This window comes from Jiulongibacter sp. NS-SX5 (genome assembly GCF_052828545.1).
Window position 1 is genome coordinate 2734826 of sequence record NZ_CM128248.1, and the last position, 20857, is coordinate 2755682.

Annotated in this window: 13 protein-coding genes; 9 read left to right on the plus strand and 4 right to left on the minus strand. The window is 37.1% G+C overall.

All coding sequences use genetic code 11. From position 1 onward, the window contains the following. Positions 1–25 precede the first annotated feature (25 nt). The gene (locus tag ACUXV0_RS12150; protein ID WP_446189827.1) at positions 26–913 is read left to right on the plus strand and encodes a PPK2 family polyphosphate kinase; all 888 of its coding nucleotides are present in this window, start codon (positions 26–28) and stop codon (positions 911–913) included. Between the two features lie 12 nt (positions 914–925). Here the strand turns inward: ACUXV0_RS12150 and ACUXV0_RS12155 are convergent, their stop codons facing one another. Genes ACUXV0_RS12155 through ACUXV0_RS12165 form a run of 3 tightly spaced genes read right to left on the minus strand, consistent with a single transcriptional unit; the run spans position 926 to position 6145 of the window. Beyond that, positions 926–3148: a TonB-dependent receptor plug domain-containing protein gene (locus tag ACUXV0_RS12155; RefSeq protein WP_446189828.1), complete on the minus strand. Its 2223-nt coding sequence runs from the start codon at positions 3146–3148 to the stop codon at positions 926–928. A 57-nt stretch (positions 3149–3205) separates the two neighbouring features. Then, positions 3206–3535, minus strand: coding sequence for a LytR/AlgR family response regulator transcription factor (locus ACUXV0_RS12160; protein WP_446189829.1), 330 nt, complete (start codon positions 3533–3535; stop codon positions 3206–3208). Between the two features lie 18 nt (positions 3536–3553). Further along, positions 3554–6145 (minus strand): WD40/YVTN/BNR-like repeat-containing protein, encoded by a 2592-nt coding sequence (locus tag ACUXV0_RS12165; RefSeq protein ID WP_446189830.1) that lies wholly within the window; start codon positions 6143–6145, stop codon positions 3554–3556. 108 nt (positions 6146–6253) lie between these two features. On the opposite strand from ACUXV0_RS12165, the gene ACUXV0_RS12170 reads away from it, so the two are divergent. The 4 genes from ACUXV0_RS12170 (at position 6254) to gldJ (ending at position 13713) form a co-directional block, all read left to right on the plus strand. Then, positions 6254–8086 carry a sensor histidine kinase gene (locus ACUXV0_RS12170; RefSeq protein WP_446189831.1) on the plus strand — a complete coding sequence of 611 codons (1833 nt, stop codon included), beginning with the start codon at positions 6254–6256 and terminating at the stop codon, positions 8084–8086. After that, complete coding sequence (locus tag ACUXV0_RS12175) at positions 8083–8694, plus strand: response regulator (RefSeq protein WP_446189832.1); 612 nt, start codon at positions 8083–8085, stop codon at positions 8692–8694. Before ACUXV0_RS12170 ends, ACUXV0_RS12175 begins: the two co-directional genes overlap by 4 nt. A 330-nt stretch (positions 8695–9024) precedes the next feature. Further along, positions 9025–12381 carry a transcription-repair coupling factor gene (gene mfd / locus ACUXV0_RS12180; protein WP_446189833.1) on the plus strand — a complete coding sequence of 1119 codons (3357 nt, stop codon included), beginning with the start codon at positions 9025–9027 and terminating at the stop codon, positions 12379–12381. Between the two features lie 78 nt (positions 12382–12459). Beyond that, the gene (gldJ, locus tag ACUXV0_RS12185) at positions 12460–13713 is read left to right on the plus strand and encodes a gliding motility lipoprotein GldJ (protein ID WP_446189834.1); all 1254 of its coding nucleotides are present in this window, start codon (positions 12460–12462) and stop codon (positions 13711–13713) included. A gap of 59 nt (positions 13714–13772) precedes the next feature. On the opposite strand, the gene ACUXV0_RS12190 is transcribed toward gldJ, so the two are convergent. Continuing rightward, positions 13773–14393, minus strand: coding sequence for a ComF family protein (locus ACUXV0_RS12190; protein ID WP_446189835.1), 621 nt, complete (start codon positions 14391–14393; stop codon positions 13773–13775). A gap of 80 nt (positions 14394–14473) precedes the next feature. On the opposite strand from ACUXV0_RS12190, the gene ACUXV0_RS12195 reads away from it, so the two are divergent. The 4 genes from ACUXV0_RS12195 to mnmG all read left to right on the plus strand — a co-directional run bounded on the left by ACUXV0_RS12195 (position 14474) and on the right by mnmG (position 20857). After that, positions 14474–14836: a hypothetical protein gene (locus ACUXV0_RS12195; protein ID WP_446189836.1), complete on the plus strand. Its 363-nt coding sequence runs from the start codon at positions 14474–14476 to the stop codon at positions 14834–14836. Continuing rightward, on the plus strand, positions 14837–15601 hold the full coding sequence (locus ACUXV0_RS12200) for an exodeoxyribonuclease III (protein ID WP_446189837.1): 765 nt from the start codon (positions 14837–14839) through the stop codon (positions 15599–15601). A 10-nt stretch (positions 15602–15611) separates the two neighbouring features. Beyond that, positions 15612–18893 (plus strand): DUF4175 family protein, encoded by a 3282-nt coding sequence (locus ACUXV0_RS12205; RefSeq protein ID WP_446189838.1) that lies wholly within the window; start codon positions 15612–15614, stop codon positions 18891–18893. Between the two features lie 101 nt (positions 18894–18994). Beyond that, positions 18995–20857: a tRNA uridine-5-carboxymethylaminomethyl(34) synthesis enzyme MnmG gene (gene mnmG / locus ACUXV0_RS12210; protein ID WP_446189839.1), complete on the plus strand. Its 1863-nt coding sequence runs from the start codon at positions 18995–18997 to the stop codon at positions 20855–20857.

Genomic DNA, 20857 nt, shown 5'->3' on the forward strand with positions numbered 1-20857 from the left:
CCATTAAACATCTAATAATTGATTTATGTCAAAAATAAACGCCTCAGACTACTTTTTTAACGGAAACGGAAACTTCAAAATAAAAGAAACCCGAACCACTTTACCTCTCTTTTATGAAGACAAAAAAGACTTCAAAAAACAGCTAAAAGAGCTACAAAAAGACATAGACAGCCTGCAGGAAATGATGTATGCTCATAATAAATGGGGCATGCTCGTGGTTTTTCAGGCCATGGATGCCGCTGGCAAAGACAGCACCATGCGTGAAGTTTTTAAAAGAGTACACCCTTTAGGCACCAGCTTTTATTCTTTCAAAAAACCAAGTTCAATTGAGCTGGACCACGACTACCTCTGGAGGTGTATGAAACAGCTCCCTGAACGAGGACATATCAAAGTCTTCAATCGGTCGTATTATGAGGAAGTTTTGGTCGTGAAAGTGCATGATGAAATCCTTCACAACTACCAGAATGTACCTAAAGAGTTGATTGATGAAAAGGTCTGGGATAAACGATATGAGGACATCGTAAACTTTGAAAACTACCTGCAAAACAATGGTATAGTTGTGGTCAAACTTTTCCTCAATGTTTCAAAAGAAGAGCAGGGGAGAAGGCTTATTGCCCGTATTAATGAACCAGAAAAAAACTGGAAGTTTGAGGAAGGAGACATTAAAGAACGTGGCTACTGGAACGACTATCAGCAAGCTTATGAAGACCTCATAAACGCCACCTCAACCGAGCGAAGCCCCTGGCATATCATTCCGGCAGACGACAAGAAAAACATGCGACTCATGGTAGCTCAAACCATCAAAGAAGCCCTGGAAGCCTTACCAATGAATTACCCCGAAGCTGACGAAGGCCGACCGGAAGAACTAAAGCGGTTTATTGAGATTATTGAGGGGCAGAATGAAATAAGTTAACTCCATACTGTATCAAAAATTATAATTCATAGAAAAAACATAGTTTCTACCTGCTGCAGAAACTCCAGATCTATATGTTCGATATCTCCTATCAAATAAGTTTTCAACCGCAATTTGTGTTGAAAACTTCTCAGAAATTTCATGATTTACTCTAAAATCAGTTGTCATCCAGGAAGGTGAATAAGACTCACCGTATGAGTTAACGGCATACAATAGCGGCTTATCTTTCTCAAGAAGTGGTAATTTATCGGCTGAAACTTCCCCTTGAAATCTATTTAGAAGAGAAAGCTTTAGTCTCTCTAGAGAATATTTCAATTCCAAAAAACCAAAAAGAGGAACCACATATCGCGAAGGTATTCTTTCTTCAAATAAGTTAGTGTCTGTTCCATTCTGCACATTAAGTACCGACTTAAGAGATATAGATTTAAAGAAATTATAAATAATTGAATTCTCGATGCCAAATATTCTAGTAACTCCTGAGTTTTGAACGGCAAAAACCTTGAGCCGCTCATGATCATAAGTCATAATCGAACTACCGTTTAATTCATATGGTCTTACTTGCATGGCATTATCTAACACAGTATAAAAGGCTGATATTGAACATTGAATTTTGGAGTTCCATTTCGCCTCTAAATTAAGGTCTATATTGTATGCATATTCCGCTTTTAAATCAACGTTGGGAACCGTAACCGTTCCAGGAGATGAGCTAAACACTTTACCTATGTCATCTACATTCGGAGCTCTATAACCTGTTGTTAGATTTACTTTGGAACTAAGCCATTCATTCACGTTCTGAACATAACCTAGACTTAAATTTAAAGCCCCATTATTGATGTTAACTTCTCTAAATGGTAACCTGTAGAACTCTAAGTTTTCTGTGAAGTCAGAATTCAAAAAATAGCTTGAATATCGTACCCCAAAAAACACACGGACCTCAGATTTTAAGACGATTGAATTTGAAACATAAAAAGAGTAGTTTCTCCAGTCAGAGGTGGGATAACGTGAAGATTCTTTCTTTATCTTATTATTGTTTTCGTTCTCAACTTCGCCAAAAGATTTGATCTGGTTATAAATAAGTTCTAAACCATAGTTTATCGATAATCGTCCATGAAAGTTTTTATTAAAATCAAGGTTAAGACCAAAAGCATTGACCTTTTCTTTCCTCGTTATTTTTTCACTTGAAAGCCATTTCTGAGTTATCCTGCTTTCTTTAAAGATTTGATGTGACATCACCGCATTGAGCTCATCAAAGAATACTGTTTTTCTTGATATCAGAGCCGATAAATAATTCAAATGCCACACTTGAGGGCCATAGTTCCATTTGCTATACTTTGGTAAGTCACCCTTTAATTCTTGTAATTTATCATACCTGCCAAATTCCGAAGTCTTTGAAAAATGATTTGAAAAAACAATCTCAAGGTTTTCGGCAGCTTTCCATTTTAATTTATTAAAAGCATTAGTTTGGTTATACGAGGTAGAATGTTGCTGCAATTTCTCTTTTCCTGAATATTCAAAACTTCTATTATCTAAATAAGATGAGGGTCCATATTTACCTTGAATAACATCCCCAAAATTCCATCTTGAAAAGCCGCTAATTAATGCTACTTTTTCACCTTCCATTCTTATATCTGTATGAATAGTTCTCTCTGAATTGGCTGTAGAATAGCGACCAAATATATTTCCGGAAACATTAGTTTTTTTTGAAGTACTAAAAGTGGGATCAATCGATTGAAAGGTCATAACACCACCAATGGCATCACTTCCGTAAATTACACTACCTGGCCCAAAAACCACCTCTGTGTTAGCAAGACTAAAAGGATCAATATTAATTACGTTTTGAATATTTCCACCTCTAAATATTGCTGTATTAAGCCTTATTCCATCCAGCGTATATAATAGTCTATTTGAAGAGAAACCTCTTATACTTGGACTTCCTCCTGCTTGTTGGCTTTTTTGAATAAAAACCTTTCCAGAAACACTTAATAAATCTGCTGTTGTCTGTGGATTATACTCTCTAACAATATTAGATGAAATTTGACAGACATCACTACTCGTATTTGATCTTAAAATCGGCCACCTTTCTGAAGAAATTACATATTCATTTAGGCTAATTAACTTAAGACTATCTGTTCTTAATGAATCAAGCTTTGCTGCTATTACCTTAAACGAAAGTAATTGAAGTAGGACAACGAATATAATCGCAGTACACTTATTATCAAATGTTTTTCTCTTCATCAGGTAGGTTAAAAAAGTGTGTAGATATAATAGCCTTTAAACCTGAAAACTTAATTTTTAAACTTCTAATTTGGACAGGATACTCCTTTTTTGCCTCCGGCTTATACTTAGCTTCTCACCATTTCTTAGGATTAGCTGAGTTTCGTCATTACTTACCTTTCTTACATATGACATATTCACCACGCAAGACCTATGTATCCTTTTAAAGTTCTCATTATCCTCAAGAGCTTTTTGAAATGTCTTTAAGGTATAAGAAGAAGTAAAGCTATCGTTGTTCTTAAATTGTAAAAATGTGTAGTTATAATCTGCTTTCAAATAGATAATATCTGAACTTTTGTACTTCTTTTTTTGCAAAATTTTGGCTAACGTTTCAGTCATGGCTTTCATTGTAAAAGTCTTAGGATATTAATTCTGACAACCGCTTATATAGGCATGAAAAACGGTGCCGCTGGATGCTTCAAAAGTGCTTCCTCCAGAGTTATCACTAGGTTTTAGAAGAATTGACTTTCCAGCAGTCATGGTTACATTGGCGTTTCCAGAAACAATATTACTGGCTGTAATAGTCTCTTCTGCTCTAAAGGTTTCTGTACCGCTTGAAATGTTATTTGAAGGGTTTATGAGTACCAATGTATTTGAGCAGCCATTTGATTGATTTAGTTGAGCTGTAAAAAAGCCCCTTCCGTGGGTTGCTACAGCAACTGTATTATCAGAAGGTCTGTACGTAAGCATATCACATCTAACATTTGCCAACTTTTCATTTGTTGCTGACCATTCAGGATTGGCAACAGTAATATCACTTGTAGACCATACCCCTAGTTCGGTGGCCAACAAAACCTGTTTTGTGTCAGAGGGATTAATTAATGAATACCTTACAGGAATATTTGGCAAACCATAGCCTGTTTCATCTTTCGATATCCAATTCGAACCACCATCAGTAGTAAAATAAACCGACTTAATGTTATAATTACCTTTAGTAACTACTATTAAGTTATCGCTATCTTCTGTCGAGATTGAAGATATAAAGCCCTCTCCAAAAGTAGATTTATCCATTATTTTCACTAATGAATAACTGCTTGTTGACCCCGGGTTTATGCCAGTAGCCTTAAATACATCACCGTTCTTTGTACCTAAAAAGATAGTGCCTGCAACTTTTCCTAATCGGATAAATGAAACATCTAACCTTCCTGCACCTGTAAAGGAAAGTGTAGCATTATTAGTAAAGTATCCACTCGCGTCATTTCCTATAGTATATGCCATTATCTTAACATCGGAGTCAGAAGACGCTGTATTATTCGCATACAATATATTGTTCTGTGAGTCGTAATCGGCTGCATTAATGAACGTTCCGTTATTGCTACCATTCGGAGTAAATTGAACAGGTTTAGTTTTATCTCCATTCTCATACATCGTATATGAATTATGAGTGTATGAAACTATTTGAATTGCCGGATTATCCTGATCAATGAAGTTTAAACCCCCGTCTCCAGCCTGTACCTCGTAGGCATTTCCAATTGTAGCATAAGGCCCCGTGATTATCTGGTTACCATTATCTTGAGCTCCTCCCATAATGTACCCATCTCCAGACGCACCTTTGATGGCCACAGAATAGAATTGAGTAATGTTTAAACCATTTACTTTTTTTGAAAAGGTAGGAGTTGTTACGGAAGTATTTCCCCAATCGGTTGAATAGTAAACTCCGCCATCATTGCTAAATATGGCTTCATTTGGAAAACCAGGCCTTCTGGCAAAACCGTGTTGATCAACAAAGAAATTGTTCTCATGAAAGTTATAATCGAATTGATTTTTCCAGGAAGTGCCACCGTCAATTGAAATGGCTGAGGTAATTCCTCCGGCATATATAACATTAGGGTCATTTTCCTTAACACCTAAGATTAAATCATAAAAACCTTGTTGTCCTACGAAAGAAGCAGCCCCTGCTCCTGTACCTTGTTTAGGTTCATTAATAGTTGTCCAATTTAAACCTGCATCAGATGATTTTGAAAAATAATCTGTTCCATTTCCATTAATCGAAATAGCGTATAACACTTGTGAAGACCCCGAAGTACTTGGAGCTAAGGCAATTTCAGTACGAGTGGCTGTTTCAGAGTAGGTTGGAGTAATTTTGACCCATGAACCAACACTGCTGTTTGATGACTTATACACGTCACTATAGGTGTTTCCTCCGCCCACTCCAATGTAAACGATATCATCTGATCCTACTTCAACATCATTAACAAAATGATTTGATTGAAGGTCTCCTGAAGCAAGGTTTGTCCATGAAGCACCACCATCTGTTGACCTTAAAACACCCTGCATTGTGGCTGCAAAGACGTGTCCATTAGAATTTGTTTCAATTCTATTAATAATCCTAAATGATACAGAGTTTCCACTAGCTCCGGCACCATAATCGGGTGTGGTTGAAGGAAGTTTTGACCATGTAGTTCCACCATTGGTTGTTTTCCAGATACCTCCGCCACCAGTGGCACTTTCTCCAGCATTTCCTACTTGTCCCGAACCTATTTCACCTGTTCCCACATACATGATCATCGGATTACTCTTGTCATATGCAATACAAGTAATCGCAATGTTATCCCAAAAATCATCTACTTTATTCCAAACTGGATTAGTAGACGTGATATCATTGTTGTACCACAGTCCACCCGAAACTCCACCAGCCCAAACTTTAAGTTTATTTGAATCATTTGGGTCAAACAATAAGGCTCTGACTCTTCCTGCCACATTATTTGGACCTCTTTCTTTCCATTCAATATTTGGGATTGCACCAGAAACTCTTTGAGCCTTCATAGCTTTTATCATTTTTAACATGATTTTTCTGGAATTCTCTAATTCATCTCTCGGAACTATCCCTGTTTTAGGGTCTCTAACAAATTCATATTCATAAGACATTCTTTCACCAGGTTTTTCTTTTTTCTCCTGGGCAAAAATTGATAGTGTATTCGTAATTATCAGAATGGTAATTAGGTAAAGGTTTTTCATTTTACAAATCAGGTTTTATTAGCTTTGGCAAAAAGACATTGAATACTGTTTGGTAACAATACCTGACAACAGGTAATTTAATGACAACAAAACCCGAAAAGTATAAAAATGACTACGTCTGGAAAGCTATTGCTTCATGTGATTTTCTTTCTTAACATCTGCAATACTACTTTTTGTAAATCACTTGATATAAATACTTTAAAGACTAAAAATTCGATATTATTAAATAATCAGACTTTTAAAAAGTTAGGCTTTGATGAGAGTCAATTACCACAGGAGAATATCGAGAAGTTTATACTTGAGTTTTTTGACAGAAATATAGATGACCGGTTTATTTACCTTGGTAAGGCACACTATAGCCCAAAATCTTCGATTTTTTTAAAGCTTCTAAATCCGACTGAAGAGTCTCTGAAATTAACACTAAGATCTGAAAATATTAAAACCGACGAACTCAATTTTTTTTGGATCACTAGCGACTCACTCATAAGAATATACGATATAAAACGAGAAACACCATTAGAAAAAAGACACTATAATAATTTTGACTTTGCTATTCCTTTAGAGTTAAAAAAAAGAGATTCACTTTCAATTTTCATAACCTCAAAAAGGGCAATTGGTATTAATGAAGTTTCTCTGGAACTGTTTGAAGAGTCTAAGTACAAGGAACTCTATATTAAACGATTATTCGGTGAAGTTTTCCTTTTAGTTTTTGGTCTTGTTGTTTCAATTGTCTTGACCATTTTGGGTTTTATTTACAAAAAACCTATCCTTTGGAGTATTGGAATTTATTTGCTTACCATATCTCTTGCATTTTCTACTCTTTTTTCATTCAGCGATCAATTTTCTTTTCCTTCTTGGACTAATTTATACGCTGCTAAAATGCCTCAATTTGCCCCTCTAACGGCTAATTGTACTTGTTTTTTAATGTTGTACTTTCTGTCAAATCAATATAGCTATAAACTTAAAAAAGCTCTTCACCTTCTTTTCCTCTTTGTATTTAGTTTAAACCTTTTAAATATTATTCTTTTACTATTTACAGATTCTTTCCATAGATACTTAACGGAGAGCTTTAGGCTCTACACCACACTTGTTATTCTCTTATGTAGCTTTGAAATTTTAAAATTTACCCTTTACACAAAACGCTTCTATTTCTTACTTGCTTTATCGGTAGGTTTGGGATTGAATATATTCGACGCCTTGGTAAGAGTAATTTTAAACACGGACTATCCGTTTTTACCTCTTACTAACTTTACCGCAGCACCATTTGGAATTCTTTTTCTAGCTGCAGGAGGTCTCAATGAAACAAGGCACGAACTTGTTACCAAACAAAAAGCTGTAAAACTTGTGGAAAGAGCTAAATCAGAGTTAGAGAATATAAGAAAAGAAGAAATAGAAAGAATAGGTAGAAACCTACATGATCACGTCGGAAACAATCTTGCTAGTGCTCTCGGTTTTTTAAGCGTTAAAAGTACTGAATTAAATAAAGTAAGATCCTTACTCATAGAAGCCATAAATGACTTACGATTTATGAGCCATAATTTTGTTAAGGACTACAACACCTCACTAAAGGATAATATTGAATCTTCCGTTCTTCAGTACGATCAATTTTCAAAAATTGATTTCTCATTTCATTATTATGGAAATGATGCACTTAACCGCCTTAAAAAACATGATCAACAAAACTTATTACACATCATTCAAGAGTGCCTCGGTAACTGTGTAAAACATTCTTTTGCTAATGAAGTATCCCTACAAATATTTGAAGACTCAAATCAAATAAGAGTTACCATCGAAGATGACGGAGTTGGAATAAAACCAGGCACATCATTATCAGGAATAGGTTTAAGAAATATTAAAAGGAGGTCTGAACTTTCTAAGTTTTATTTAAATATTGACTCTACCAGCAATGGTGTGACAGTAATCATTGAAATTCCAATATGAAATCTACTGTTATTATAATTGACGACCATAAATTATTCAATGACGGCCTAGAGTTAATACTTAAAGAGTCAGGTGAATTCATTGTTTCTAAACAAGTTTATAAAGCAGAGTTGTCCTATCATTATTGTCAAGAGTTAAAACCAGACTTAATTTTAGTGGACTATAATATGCCTGTAATGAATGGATTGGAGGTAGTCAAAAAACTACAACTCTTACCATATCAACCGAAGATTGTAGTGATAAGCATGTACATTGATAAAAAAGATATTGAATCCTTTAAAACTTTAGGGGTCAATGGTTATATTTCTAAGACAGTAGAGCGTTCAGAACTGATATCAAAATTAAAATTAGTTCTTTCAGGCGAATACTCTTTTGCAAAAAACTTGATTCAAGAATCAGATATTTCAGATTGGTTTAGCATAAAGACAAAACTTACCAAAAGGGAAAAAGAAATTGTAACACAGGTAAAACTTGGTTTAACCACAGAGAAAATAGCTGAAAACTTAAATTTGAGCTTCTACACTGTAGAGACTCATCGAAAAAATATTTATCAAAAAGGAAAGTTCAAATCAAAACGAGAGTATCATCAATTTCTAGATTGGATATAATTAGACCGTTATCTAAATAGAGTTAGAATTACTTTTGCATAAAATAAATATTAAAGTCTAGGTGATAATTTGGTTCACAAAAATATTAAGGTTAAGACAAACTAACCCTTTAGTTTTAAAATTCTCTTTTTCTTCCACCTCCTATTTTCAGTGATCAAAACATTTTTACCCTAATTTTGTGTTGTATTCAAAGACGCCCGAAAGTCGGAGCGTCTTTTTTGTGTTTGTCAATATAGTGGTAGCACGACTAAGCTCGTCCGATTACGTGTCGTCTCACCACTGAGCTTGATTAATTGTGTGTGGTTTTACCACCACCGAACGATATTATAAATGACAGCTGAAGAATTTTTGAAACTGTTCGCTGAAGACAGTTTTGTAAAAAATATTGAAGAGCATCTGAAGCTCCATGAGAAAAGTCAGATTGAAGGACTACACGGAAGTTTAGGAGCAGTACTGGCAGCAGCAGCATATAAGAATAATCCATACCCGGGACTATTTATTCTGACAGACAAAGAAGCAGCCGCCTATTTCTTTAATGACCTCAAAAACCTTTTGGGTGAAGAAATAGTCCATTACTTTCCCGCATCGTATAAAAGGCTTTTCGAATATCAGGAGGTTGAGAATGCAAATGTGCTCATGCGAGCCGAGCTAATCAATAAGCTGAACCAAGGACTGGAAAATGCTTTGGTAGTTACGTACTCAGAGGCTTTGGCTGAAAAGGTAATTAATAAGCAGTCGCTGGTTGCTAATACGCTAAAACTTAGAACTGGCGAAAACCTGGATCTTAATTTCGTAACCGAACTCTTAAATGGGTACGATTTTGAACGAACAGACTTCGTTTATGAACCCGGCCAATATGCCATCCGTGGGGGAATTGTCGATATTTTCTCATATGCTTCAGATCAGCCGGCTCGTCTGGAGCTTTGGGGAGAGGAAATTGATACGATCCGCTTTTTTGATGCAGAAACGCAGCTGTCTATAAAGCAAGTAGAAGAAATTACCATCATCCCTGATGTAGAGCATAAGCTAAAGAATGAAAAAAGAGAACCTTTCTTTGACTTCATCCCTGAAGAAACTCAAGTTTGGCTTACAGATTTGAATTTCACCCTCGAGAGGACTGCAGAGAATTTTGAGAAAGTATCTCAATCTGTAAAAGACATTGTAGATAAAAGCGGTGACATACAGGTAGTTTTTGACCCGGATGAAAGCTTTTTGACCGACAAGGCCTTGCTAAAACTCATCAAGGAATATAAGAATGTAGAGTTTGGTAGAAGATTCTACTTCAATAAAGCTGAGAGAGTAAAGTATCCTTCAAAATCACAGCCCTCATTCAATAAGGAATTTAATCTTCTTATTAATGACCTGAACGAACGTCAAAACTCCGGTTTTACCACAATTATTTCTTCAGACCAACAGAAACAATTAACTCGACTTAGACGAATTTTTGAGGAAATTGATCCTGAAAACAAGTTTATCCCTGGTAATTTTTCTCTTTCTGAGGGCTTTATCGATCAACAAACCAAAATCGTTTGTTACACAGATCATCAGATTTTTGAGAGATATCATCGTTATCAGGTAAAAGAGAAATTCAGCAAATCAAAAGCTCTCACGATCAAAGAGCTGAAGTCTCTCAAAGCAGGAGATTACGTTACTCACATTGACTATGGTATTGGCCGTTTTGCTGGAATGGAAAGCGTAGATGTCAATGGTAAAAAGCAGGAGGCCATCAGGCTAGTCTATAAAGACAATGATCTGCTCTATATCAATATCCACTCCTTACATAAAATAGCGAAATACTCCGGGAAAGAGGGGACTCCACCTGCTATGAGTAAACTGGGTTCAGGCGAGTGGGAAACCAAGAAAAAACGTGTCAAAAAACAGGTAAAAGACATCGCTCACGAGTTGATTGCCCTTTATGCCAAGAGAAGAGAGTCTCCGGGAATGGCCTACAGTGAGGATGGTTATATGCAAATAGAGTTGGAATCCTCGTTCTTGTATGAAGATACCCCTGATCAGGCAAAAGCCACTCAAGATGTCAAAGATGACATGGAGAAGCCATATCCTATGGACAGACTAGTCTGTGGTGATGTGGGTTTTGGTAAAACAGAAGTAGCTATTCGGGCCGCCTTTAAAGCTGCAGCTGATGGTAAACAAGTGGCTGTATTGGTTCCTACCACCATCCTGGCCATGCAGCACCATAAAACCTTTAGTGAGCGATTGGCTAAAATGCCCGTGACGGTAGACTACCTGAATCGCTTCAAAAAAGCCGCCGATAATACTAAAACTTTAAAAGCACTCAAAGAAGGTAAGGTGGATATCGTGATCGGAACCCACAAGCTTCTGAGTAAGAAAATAGAATTCAAAGATTTAGGCCTACTCATTATTGATGAAGAGCAGAAATTTGGTGTAAAAGCTAAAGACCGCATCAAGGAATTGAGGCATAATGTGGATGTTTTGACCCTTACAGCCACCCCAATACCGAGAACACTTCATTTTTCATTAATGGGTGCTCGAGACCTGTCGGTAATAGCCACTCCACCTCCAAACCGTCAGCCGGTTACCACAGAAGTGAAGGTATGGCAGGAAGAAACCATCAGAGATGCCATTTCAAATGAGCTGCGTAGGGGAGGCCAGGTATTCTTTGTACATAACCGCATCAATGATATCGATTCCATCGCCAACATACTTTTGAGGCTGGTTCCTGATGCCAAAATAGGGGTAGCCCACGGGCAAATGGATGGAGATAAGCTGGAGAAAATAATGATGTCGTTTATCGATGGAGATATTGACATTTTAATGTCTACCAATATCATTGAGTCTGGTCTGGATATCCCGAATGCCAATACCATTATTATTAACCAAGCTCATATGTTCGGGATGTCTGACCTTCACCAAATGAGGGGTAGGGTAGGGCGTTCTAATAAAAAAGCATATTGTTACTTGTTAACACCTCCTTTATCTGGTCTTACGCGTGATGCACGCAAAAGAATGCAAACTTTAGAAGAATTCTCTGATTTAGGTGATGGGTTCAAAGTGGCCATGCGTGACCTCGATATCAGAGGTGCCGGTAATCTGTTGGGTGCTGAGCAAAGCGGTTTTGTCAATGATTTGGGCTACGAACTGTATCACAAAATCCTGGATGATGCAGTGTCTGAGCTGAAAGAAAAAGAGTTCAAATCGCTGTTTGAGAAAGAGCTTTCTGCCAAAGAATTTACGGTAGACGACTGCCAGATAGAAACAGATCAGGAGATTTTGATTCCGGAAAATTACATTTCAAATATCTCAGAAAGGCTCTCGGTTTATAACACAATTGACGGTCTAAAGAACAATGAGGATCTGATGAAGTTTCAGGATTCCCTCATTGACCGCTTTGGTAAACTACCGTCTGAAGTAGAGGACCTCTTTGAGATTGTGAAGGTACGATGGAAGGCACAAAAGCTTGGTTTTGAAAAACTAACATGGAAAAATAATATCCTGAAAGGCTATTTCGTTTCTTCAAAGCACGCCGAATACTACCAGGCAGATAAATTTGGCAGAATTCTTGATTATGTAAAGTTGAACCCAAGAAAGTGTTCATTAAAACAGGTCAAAGAGAAGCTGATTTTAAAAGTCAATAAAGCCGAATCAATCCGGACGATTGAAGAGTTATTTGACCAGATTCTGGAACATATTGGGAACAAACCTTAGAAATCGGCCTTTAAGGTCACAAAACAAGTATTACATTTGCGGAAGATGCTTTCGTAATAAACTTATAATAAGATAAACATGAAGAAACTATTTGTCGGAGTTTCGCTTTTAGCCACGTCGCTTTTCCTATTTACTGGCTGTAAAGAACAAAAACGCACCAGCCTTAAGCCAGGCAAGAAAAACGGTGCTACCGGAATTGCCTACGGCGATAAAAAAAGCGATGAAGGTTACCAGGTTTCTGATTTTGAAGGTCAACCTACAGGTCCAAACCTTGTGTTCATTGAAGGTGGACGTTTCACAATGGGTACCGTAGAAGAAGATATTACCTACAACAGAGACAACCTGGAAAGAACGGTAACTGTAGCTTCTTTCTACATGGATGAAACAGAGATCTCAAACATTGACTACTTATTCTACCTATACGATATAGAGCAGGATTCTACCAGAGAGTTTTATGACGCAGCATTGCCAGATACTACTGTTTGGGCTAATTCAATGTCATTTAATGACCAGTATGTAGATCATTACCTACGTTATCCTGGTTTCAGAATGTATCCTGTAGTAGGAGTAAGCTGGATTCAGGCAAATGACTACGCTGCCTGGAGATCTAAAGTGGTAAATAACGAACTGGCGGCGAATAGCAGCGGCAAGAAGAAAGGCGGCCTTTCTTTCGGTAAAAAGAAAAAAGGTGAAGGTGCAGAAGGCTTAGATACAGCTCCTGTAGAAACGGGAAGACCTAAAATTGAATCTGGTAACGTATTACCCAACTACCGCCTACCTACTGAAGCAGAGTGGGAGTATGCTGCTAAAGCAATGATTGGTACTCAATATATCGATGAAAACCAGTCAAATCAGCGTATTTACCCATGGGATGGTTCATCTATGCGTAAAGACAGAGGTAAGAATAAAGGTATGATGATGGCGAACTTTAAGCGTGGTCGTGGTGACTATGCAGGTATAGCTGGTCGTCTGAATGATGAAAATATCATTACTGCAGAAGTTTATTCATTCGCTCCAAACGATTTTGGTTTATACAATATGGCGGGTAACGTTAATGAGTGGGTTTATGACCTTTACAGACCTAACTCTTACCAAGATTTCAATGATCTGAACCCGATCAGAAGAAACGATTACCGAGATGAAGAGAAATTGTACGACAAAGACAACTTCAATTCATTGATCGATAATCAGCAAAGAGTTTATAAAGGTGGATCATGGAATGACGTAGCTTACTGGCTATCTCCAGGTACCAGAAGATACTTAGATCAGGACTCTTCTACAGCTACCATTGGCTTTAGATGTGCCATGATTTCGGTTGGTTCTCCACAGTAAGAAATAAATAAAGACTATTTTCCAGAAGCCCTTGAGAGAAATTTCAAGGGCTTTTTTTGTTAAAGTGCCGCGGCAATAGTCAATATTGTTAGCTCAGTACAGCCGGCTTTTAGTAGTTCCGCTCCGGCTACTTCAAGAGTAGCACCCGTGGTAAGCACATCATCTACCAGAGCTACTCGTTTTCCATTAACATCTTCCGGGTTTTTCACACCAAACACACCCTCCATATTTTCAAACCTCCTGAATCTCGATTTATTCGTTTGGGTTTCTGTAAACTGATTCCTGACGAGCAACTCCGTTTCATGTGGAACACCCAGTTTCTCAGAAAGACCTTCTGCAAAGCAATCAGCTTGGTTATACCCTCTTCGTTTTTTCTTTACCGGATGCAGCGGTACACCTAAAATCAGGTCAATTTCTTCATCGAGACCTTTCAGTTTGAGGTCATCTCCGAACCATCTACCCATGAAAACCGCTAAATCAGGTTTATTTCGGTATTTAAGATTGTGGAGAATATTCTGAACAGGGCCGTTCTTGCTGAATTGTAGAAATGAATAAGTATTTTTGATGTCGATTTTGCCCCAAAATTTCTTCGCTAAAAACTCATTTTCAAAATACTCGGTTTTGAACTTAGGTAAGTGAAGTTGGCAAGAGATACAAATATGGGATTCATAAGATTTCATAGTTTTTTCACAAGCCGAACAGACGCGTGGAAAGAAGAAATCTTTCATGTAGTGTAGTGGATTCATACTAGAAATTTATAATGACCAAGTCTGATAATCAAGAGATTGAAGAAAATTGGAAGAAAATCCTGGACTTTTTGAAACAGAATTTTGGTAAAAAACCAAGCGACTTAAAAGGTGTTCTGTTTCTTATAGGAATTCAGGAATTGGGAAGAGGGCCTGAGCAGTTTAGCAAAGAACAGAAGCAGGATCTCATCCATATTGCTACTTGTAAAGTGCTAAGCAGAGGTGATTATTATACCCTCATAGGTCATGATGAAGATGGATGGCCCCATTGGGAACTTGTTAAAAAACTACCTGCATTCGATTTGTTTTCACAGGAAACATTATTGAAGCATTACGTTATAGAATATTTTAAGAACGAATTAGGATTACACATTTAAATGCAGATTATCTCTTTTAATGTTAATGGCATTAGAGCAGCCATAAAGAAAGGCTTACTGGAATGGTTAGAAACTGAAAGCCCGGAAGTTCTTTGTCTTCAGGAAATTAAGCTATCAGAAACTGAATTGGTAGAGCCCGAGTTTACCAAGTTGGGGTATAACTGCTACTGGTATCCGGCTCAAAAAAGAGGATATAGCGGTGTGGCCATTTTAACCAAAATTAAGCCACTAAACATTACCTATGGGATGGGAGTGGAGCTTTATGATCAGGAAGGCCGGGTGATTTCTGCAGATTTTGAAAACTTCAAACTGATATGTGCCTATTTCCCATCTGGTACTACAGGTACGGTTAGGCAGGATATCAAAATGGAGTTTTTAGATGATATGTACAACTACATCCATGATCTGAAAAAAGAGCAACCAAATATTCTTCTCTGTGGAGATGTAAACATTTGTCATACAGAAATAGACATTCATAATCCTAAGGGAAATAAGAATAGCTCAGGGTTTTTACCTGAAGAACGAGAATGGGTAGGTAAATTCATAGACTCTGGCTTTATAGACACCTTTAGGGTTTTTAATCAGGATCCTCACCATTACAGCTGGTGGTCTTACAGAGCTGGTGCACGTGGAAACAATAAAGGTTGGAGAATTGATTACCTATTCACCACCAATGAAATGAAAGATATGCTGGAGCATGGTAAGATTCATCCAGACGTTATTATGTCAGATCATTGTCCTGTTTCGTTAAAACTAAAGACATAAAGAGTTTATTATGAGTAACTCCCTTCAAATACTCAATGATAAAATTGAGGAGTATAAAAGTAAGTACTACAAAAACCAGTTGATCAAAGGACTTCTGATCTCCCTGGGATTACTTTTCTCCGTTTTTCTTTTCGTCAATTTTATCGAATATTTTGGGAGATTGGGTAGCGTTTTTAGAGCTATACTCTTATTGCTATTTATAGCGGTGGCTGTATACACTCTGGTTTACCTAATCGGTAAGCCATTACTGCATTTTATAAAAGTAAGACAAGGCGTTTCAGACCAGGAAGCTGCCGTAAATATTGGTCGTTTTTTTCCGGAAATAGGGGATAAGCTTCTAAATACATTACAATTATCGGCTACCGCAGATGCCGAAAATCAACTTCTTTTAGCGAGCATAGAGCAAAAGAGTAAAAACCTCACTTTCTATAAATTTAGCGATGCCATTAATTTAGGGGATAATAAAAAATACCTCAAATACGTCCTACCACCACTCGTATTAATACTTTTCATATCTGCCATCTCTCCGAAATTTTTTCAGAGTAGTGAGCGAATCTTTAAGTTCAGAGAGGAATTTATTGAAGAGGCTCCCTTTGATTTTGTCTTACAAAATGAGGACTTGAACGCTTATCGCAATGAAGACTTTACCTTAAAACTTAGCCTTGAAGGCAATTCCATTCCCGAAGAAGTTTACCTCATTTATAACGAAAGAAGATTCAGGATGGATCAGGATGATGAAGGCGTTTATCAATACACCTTCAATAAACTCCAGGATAATGTGGAGTTTAATTTCTTGGCTTCGGGCTTTGAGTCAAAAAGACATGAATTAAGCCTTTTGAGCCGTCCTGAGTTACTATCCTTTGATGTAGAAGCCATCTACCCAAAATACCTTAATCAAAGCCCTGAGAAGCTCCAAAATGTCGGTAACCTCATTATACCAGAGGGCACCAGGCTAAAATGGCTTTTTAAAACTCAATATGCCGATAGCCTTTCGCTTCTTTTTGGTGATGAAATTGCCATTGCAAAGCAAAACAACCAGAATGAGTATAGCTTCAGCAAGAATTTAATTCAATCATCTGATTATCAAGTTCTTATAAAGAATAATCAAACTCAAGGAGATGAAAAAATTGCTTACTATATAAATGTCATAAAAGATCAATATCCTAAGATTGATCTTGAGCAGATCAAAGACACCACACTCTACAATTTCATTGCTTTAGGAGGAACAATAGCTGATGACTACGGTTTTACAGACCTTAAACTTAAATACCGATTAAAAGGACAAGAAAAATATAACGAAACGCCAATAGCACTAAACAAAAGCCAACTGTCTCAAACATTCTATTACCAATTTGACGTAGCCTCACTCCAATTAAATCAGGGTGAGCAATTAGAATACTTCCTGGAAGTGAGAGATAATGATGGTGTTCATGGACCAAAATCCAGCCGTTCATCACTTCAAACTTTTGGCATGCCTAGCTCAGAGAAATTTGATGAAGAAGTAGAAAAACAGGTAGAAGACACTGAACAAAAAATGGAAAATCTTCTTCAAAAGTCTAAAGAGTTAAAAAGATCACTAGAAGAAATTGACAAAGACCTGAAGTCTAAAAAAGAAATTGACTATCAGGAAAAAAAGAAACTGGAAGAGTTGATTAAAAAGCGTCAGGAAATGCTCGATGATCTGAGAAAGCTTCAGGAGCAATATGACCGGATGCAGGAGAAGCAAAATAGATTTCAAGAACAATCATCTGAGACACAAAAGAAGATGGAGCAGTTACAAAATCTTCTGGATGAACTCATGAAAGAAGAGAATAATGAGCTCTTCAAACAGATGGAGGAAATGCTTGAAAATAATGAGGAAGACAAGCTTCAGGAACAAATAGAGAAAATGAAAAATCAAGACAGAAATCTTGATAAAGAAATTGATAGAACGCTCAAGCTATTTAAGCAAATGCAACTTAAACAGAAAGTAGATAATATCACTAAAGACCTGGAAGAACTTGCCGAGAAACAGGAGAAACTTGCCGAGAAAACTGAAAAAAATACTGATGAAAAGAATAATCAGCAACTGGAAAAAGAGCAAGAAAAAATCAATGAGGAGTTTAAGAAACAACAAGAAAAAATAGACGAAGCTGAAAAACTAAGTAAAGAGTTAAGAAAGCCTTTTGATGATCAAAACGAAAAACAAGAGGAAGTTTCTGAAGAACAACAAAAGGCTAGTGAACAATTAGAACAGAAGAATTCTAAGGAGTCCAGCAAATCTCAGAAAAAAGCGGCAAAATCCATGAAAAGTATGGCTTCTGCCATGCAGGCTCAAATGCAGTCTGCTGAGATGAAACAATTAGATTTAGACATAGAGGCTTTAAGAGCGATACTTGAAAACCTTGTTAAACTCTCATTTGATCAAGAAGAACTCATGAAAGGATTCAGAGGATTGAGCAAGTCAGATCCTCGTTTTGTAGAATACTCACAAGATCAATTAAAACTCGTAGATGATGCTAAAGTTATTGAAGATAGTTTGTACTCCCTGGCACAGCGAGTGATGCAGCTTGAAAGCTTTGTTACAAAAGAAGTCACCTCTATGAAGAATACCATGGACGAATCCATCACTCTTCTCAGAGAACGTGAATTACCAAAAGCTACGGCGAAACAGCAGTTTAGTATGACCTCTATGAATAACCTAGCCTTAATGTTAAGTGACACTTTTCAGCAGATGCAAGAAATGATGGCAGCCATGTCAATGCCGGGTAGTGGAGAAGGTAAACAAGAAGGGGCAGCACCTTCACCTGGTCTTGGCAAACAACAAGGAGACCTGAATAAGAGAATGCAGGGTCTTGGCAAAAACGGTCAAAGCCAATCCGAGATGTCGAAAGAACTAGCGAAGATTGCGAATGAACAAGCCAAGATTAGAAAGAAAATACAAGAAATGCAGGACCAATTAAACGGAACCGAACTAGGGAAAAAGTTCGGTAATGATTTACAGGAAATGCAAAAGCAAATGGATGATACTGAAAATGACTTAATCAATAAACGTATCAATCCAGAGTTATTTAAAAGGCAACAAAAACTAGAAACAAGATTACTTGAAGTAGAGAAGGCAGTGAAAGAGCAGGAGTTAGATACTAAGAGAAAATCAAAAAGTGCGATAGAAATCAACCGAACATCGCCTCCATCTCTTGAAGAATTTATGAAAGAAAAACAAAAGCAATTGGAATTAATCAGAACAACTCCTCCAAACTTTACGCCTTTCTACAAGCAAGAAACTGATAATTATTTCAAGAGACTTAATTGATCTTCTGAAATTTCACCTAAGATTTTACACTCAAAATTGAAGTTTCCACGTGGAACACAAATAGCGAAAGAATAGAAGTTTCCACGTGGAACATTAGATATATGTTTCCAAAATACGATGTTATAGTAGTAGGAGCAGGTCATGCAGGTTGTGAAGCAGCACATGCAGCAGCTACTATGGGTTCAAAGGTTTTACTAGCTACAATGAATCTTCAGACCATTGCACAGATGTCTTGTAACCCGGCAATGGGCGGAGTAGCTAAAGGACAAATTGTAAGAGAAATTGATGCCATGGGCGGCATGTCAGGAATTATATCTGATAAGACCATGATCCAATTCCGAATGCTAAATAGGTCTAAAGGTCCTGCCATGTGGAGTCCACGATGTCAAAGTGATCGATTTAGATTCTCTGAAGAATGGAGATGGGCATTAGAAGCAAACTCTAATATAGACTTCTGGCAAGAAATGGTCAGTGGATTAGTTATTGAAGATAATAAGGTAGTAGGCGTAAAAACTTCATTAGGATTAGAGATTAAATCAAAATCTGTTGTCCTTACTAACGGAACATTTCTTAACGGACTCATCCATATAGGAGAAAAAAACTTTGGTGGTGGTAGAGCAGGAGAGAGAGCTTCAAAAGGAATAACTGAGGAATTGATTGATCTTGGCTTTACATCAGGACGAATGAAAACGGGTACTCCGCCAAGAGTTGATAAACGATCAATCGACTTCTCTAAAATGGAAGAACAATTCGGTGATGAATCTCCGGAAAAATTCTCTTACACAGATACCAAACCATTGCAAAATCAAAGGAGCTGCTGGATCTCATACACTAACCAAGATGTTCATGATGAACTTAAAAAAGGATTTGATAAGTCACCAATGTTCAATGGTAGAATCCAAGGTTTAGGTCCACGTTACTGTCCTTCCGTAGAAGACAAGATTAATCGTTTCGCAGATAAAGATCGACATCAAATATTTCTTGAACCAGAAGGATGGGATACTGTAGAAATGTATGTGAATGGTTTCTCAACCTCACTTCCCGAAGATGTGCAATACAATGCCATTAGAAAAATTCCAGGTTTTGAAAAGGTAAAAATGTTCAGACCTGGTTATGCTATAGAATACGATTTCTTTCCTCCTACACAATTAAAGCTAACATTAGAAACTAAACTCGTAGATAATCTTTATTTCGCCGGTCAAATAAATGGAACAACTGGATACGAAGAAGCAGCCTCTCAAGGTATGATGGCCGGAATTAATGCCCACCTTAAAATCAATCATAAGGATCCATTTGTACTAAAAAGAAATGAAGCATACATCGGAGTTCTTATTGATGACCTTGTCAATAAAGGTACAGACGAACCATATCGTATGTTTACTTCCAGAGCAGAGTTCAGAACTTTGCTTAGACAAGACAATGCTGACATAAGACTGACTCCTCGTTCATATGATATTGGACTAGCATCAGAAGAAAGACTTCAAAAGGTAAATTCAAAAATTGCGTCTTCTGATGAACTGTATCAAGCAGTTCAGAAAATGAAACTTGATCCACAGGATATCAACACTCAATTAGAGGTATATAATTCTTCTCCTATAAAAGAAAGAACAACTGTCTATAATCTTCTTAAAAGGCCAGAACTTAATATAGATAAAGTTCAAAGCTTATCAACAGAACTAAAAGAAGAACTATCTCAACTTTCTAAAGAGACCATTGAACAAACCGAAATTAAAGTGAAGTATGAGCGATATATAGAGAAGGAACTTCAGATGGCTGAAAAAATGAACAAGCTGGAAAACCTTACTATTAATCCAGATTTTGATTACGAGAAGTTAACATCACTTTCAATAGAGGCTCGCTTAAAATTAAAGGATATCAAACCTAGTACATTAGGACAGGCCTCACGAATTAGTGGCGTTTCACCAGCCGACATCTCAGTTCTCATGGTTTACCTCGGGAGATAA

Excerpts from the sequence above, each read along its gene's own strand:
- ACUXV0_RS12175 (WP_446189832.1), top strand. The coding sequence starts at position 8,083 with ATGAAATCTACTGTTATTATAATTGACGACCATAAATTATTCAATGAC.
- ACUXV0_RS12200 (WP_446189837.1), top strand. The coding sequence starts at position 14,837 with ATGCAGATTATCTCTTTTAATGTTAATGGCATTAGAGCAGCCATAAAG.
- ACUXV0_RS12170 (WP_446189831.1), top strand. The coding sequence starts at position 6,254 with ATGACTACGTCTGGAAAGCTATTGCTTCATGTGATTTTCTTTCTTAAC.
- ACUXV0_RS12155 (WP_446189828.1), bottom strand. The coding sequence starts at position 3,148 with ATGAAGAGAAAAACATTTGATAATAAGTGTACTGCGATTATATTCGTT.
- gldJ (WP_446189834.1), top strand. The coding sequence starts at position 12,460 with ATGAAGAAACTATTTGTCGGAGTTTCGCTTTTAGCCACGTCGCTTTTC.
- ACUXV0_RS12165 (WP_446189830.1), bottom strand. The coding sequence starts at position 6,145 with ATGAAAAACCTTTACCTAATTACCATTCTGATAATTACGAATACACTA.
- ACUXV0_RS12190 (WP_446189835.1), bottom strand. The coding sequence starts at position 14,393 with ATGAAATCTTATGAATCCCATATTTGTATCTCTTGCCAACTTCACTTA.
- mfd (WP_446189833.1), top strand. The coding sequence starts at position 9,025 with ATGACAGCTGAAGAATTTTTGAAACTGTTCGCTGAAGACAGTTTTGTA.
- ACUXV0_RS12205 (WP_446189838.1), top strand. The coding sequence starts at position 15,612 with ATGAGTAACTCCCTTCAAATACTCAATGATAAAATTGAGGAGTATAAA.
- ACUXV0_RS12195 (WP_446189836.1), top strand. The coding sequence starts at position 14,474 with ATGACCAAGTCTGATAATCAAGAGATTGAAGAAAATTGGAAGAAAATC.
- mnmG (WP_446189839.1), top strand. The coding sequence starts at position 18,995 with ATGTTTCCAAAATACGATGTTATAGTAGTAGGAGCAGGTCATGCAGGT.
- ACUXV0_RS12160 (WP_446189829.1), bottom strand. The coding sequence starts at position 3,535 with ATGAAAGCCATGACTGAAACGTTAGCCAAAATTTTGCAAAAAAAGAAG.
- ACUXV0_RS12150 (WP_446189827.1), top strand. The coding sequence starts at position 26 with ATGTCAAAAATAAACGCCTCAGACTACTTTTTTAACGGAAACGGAAAC.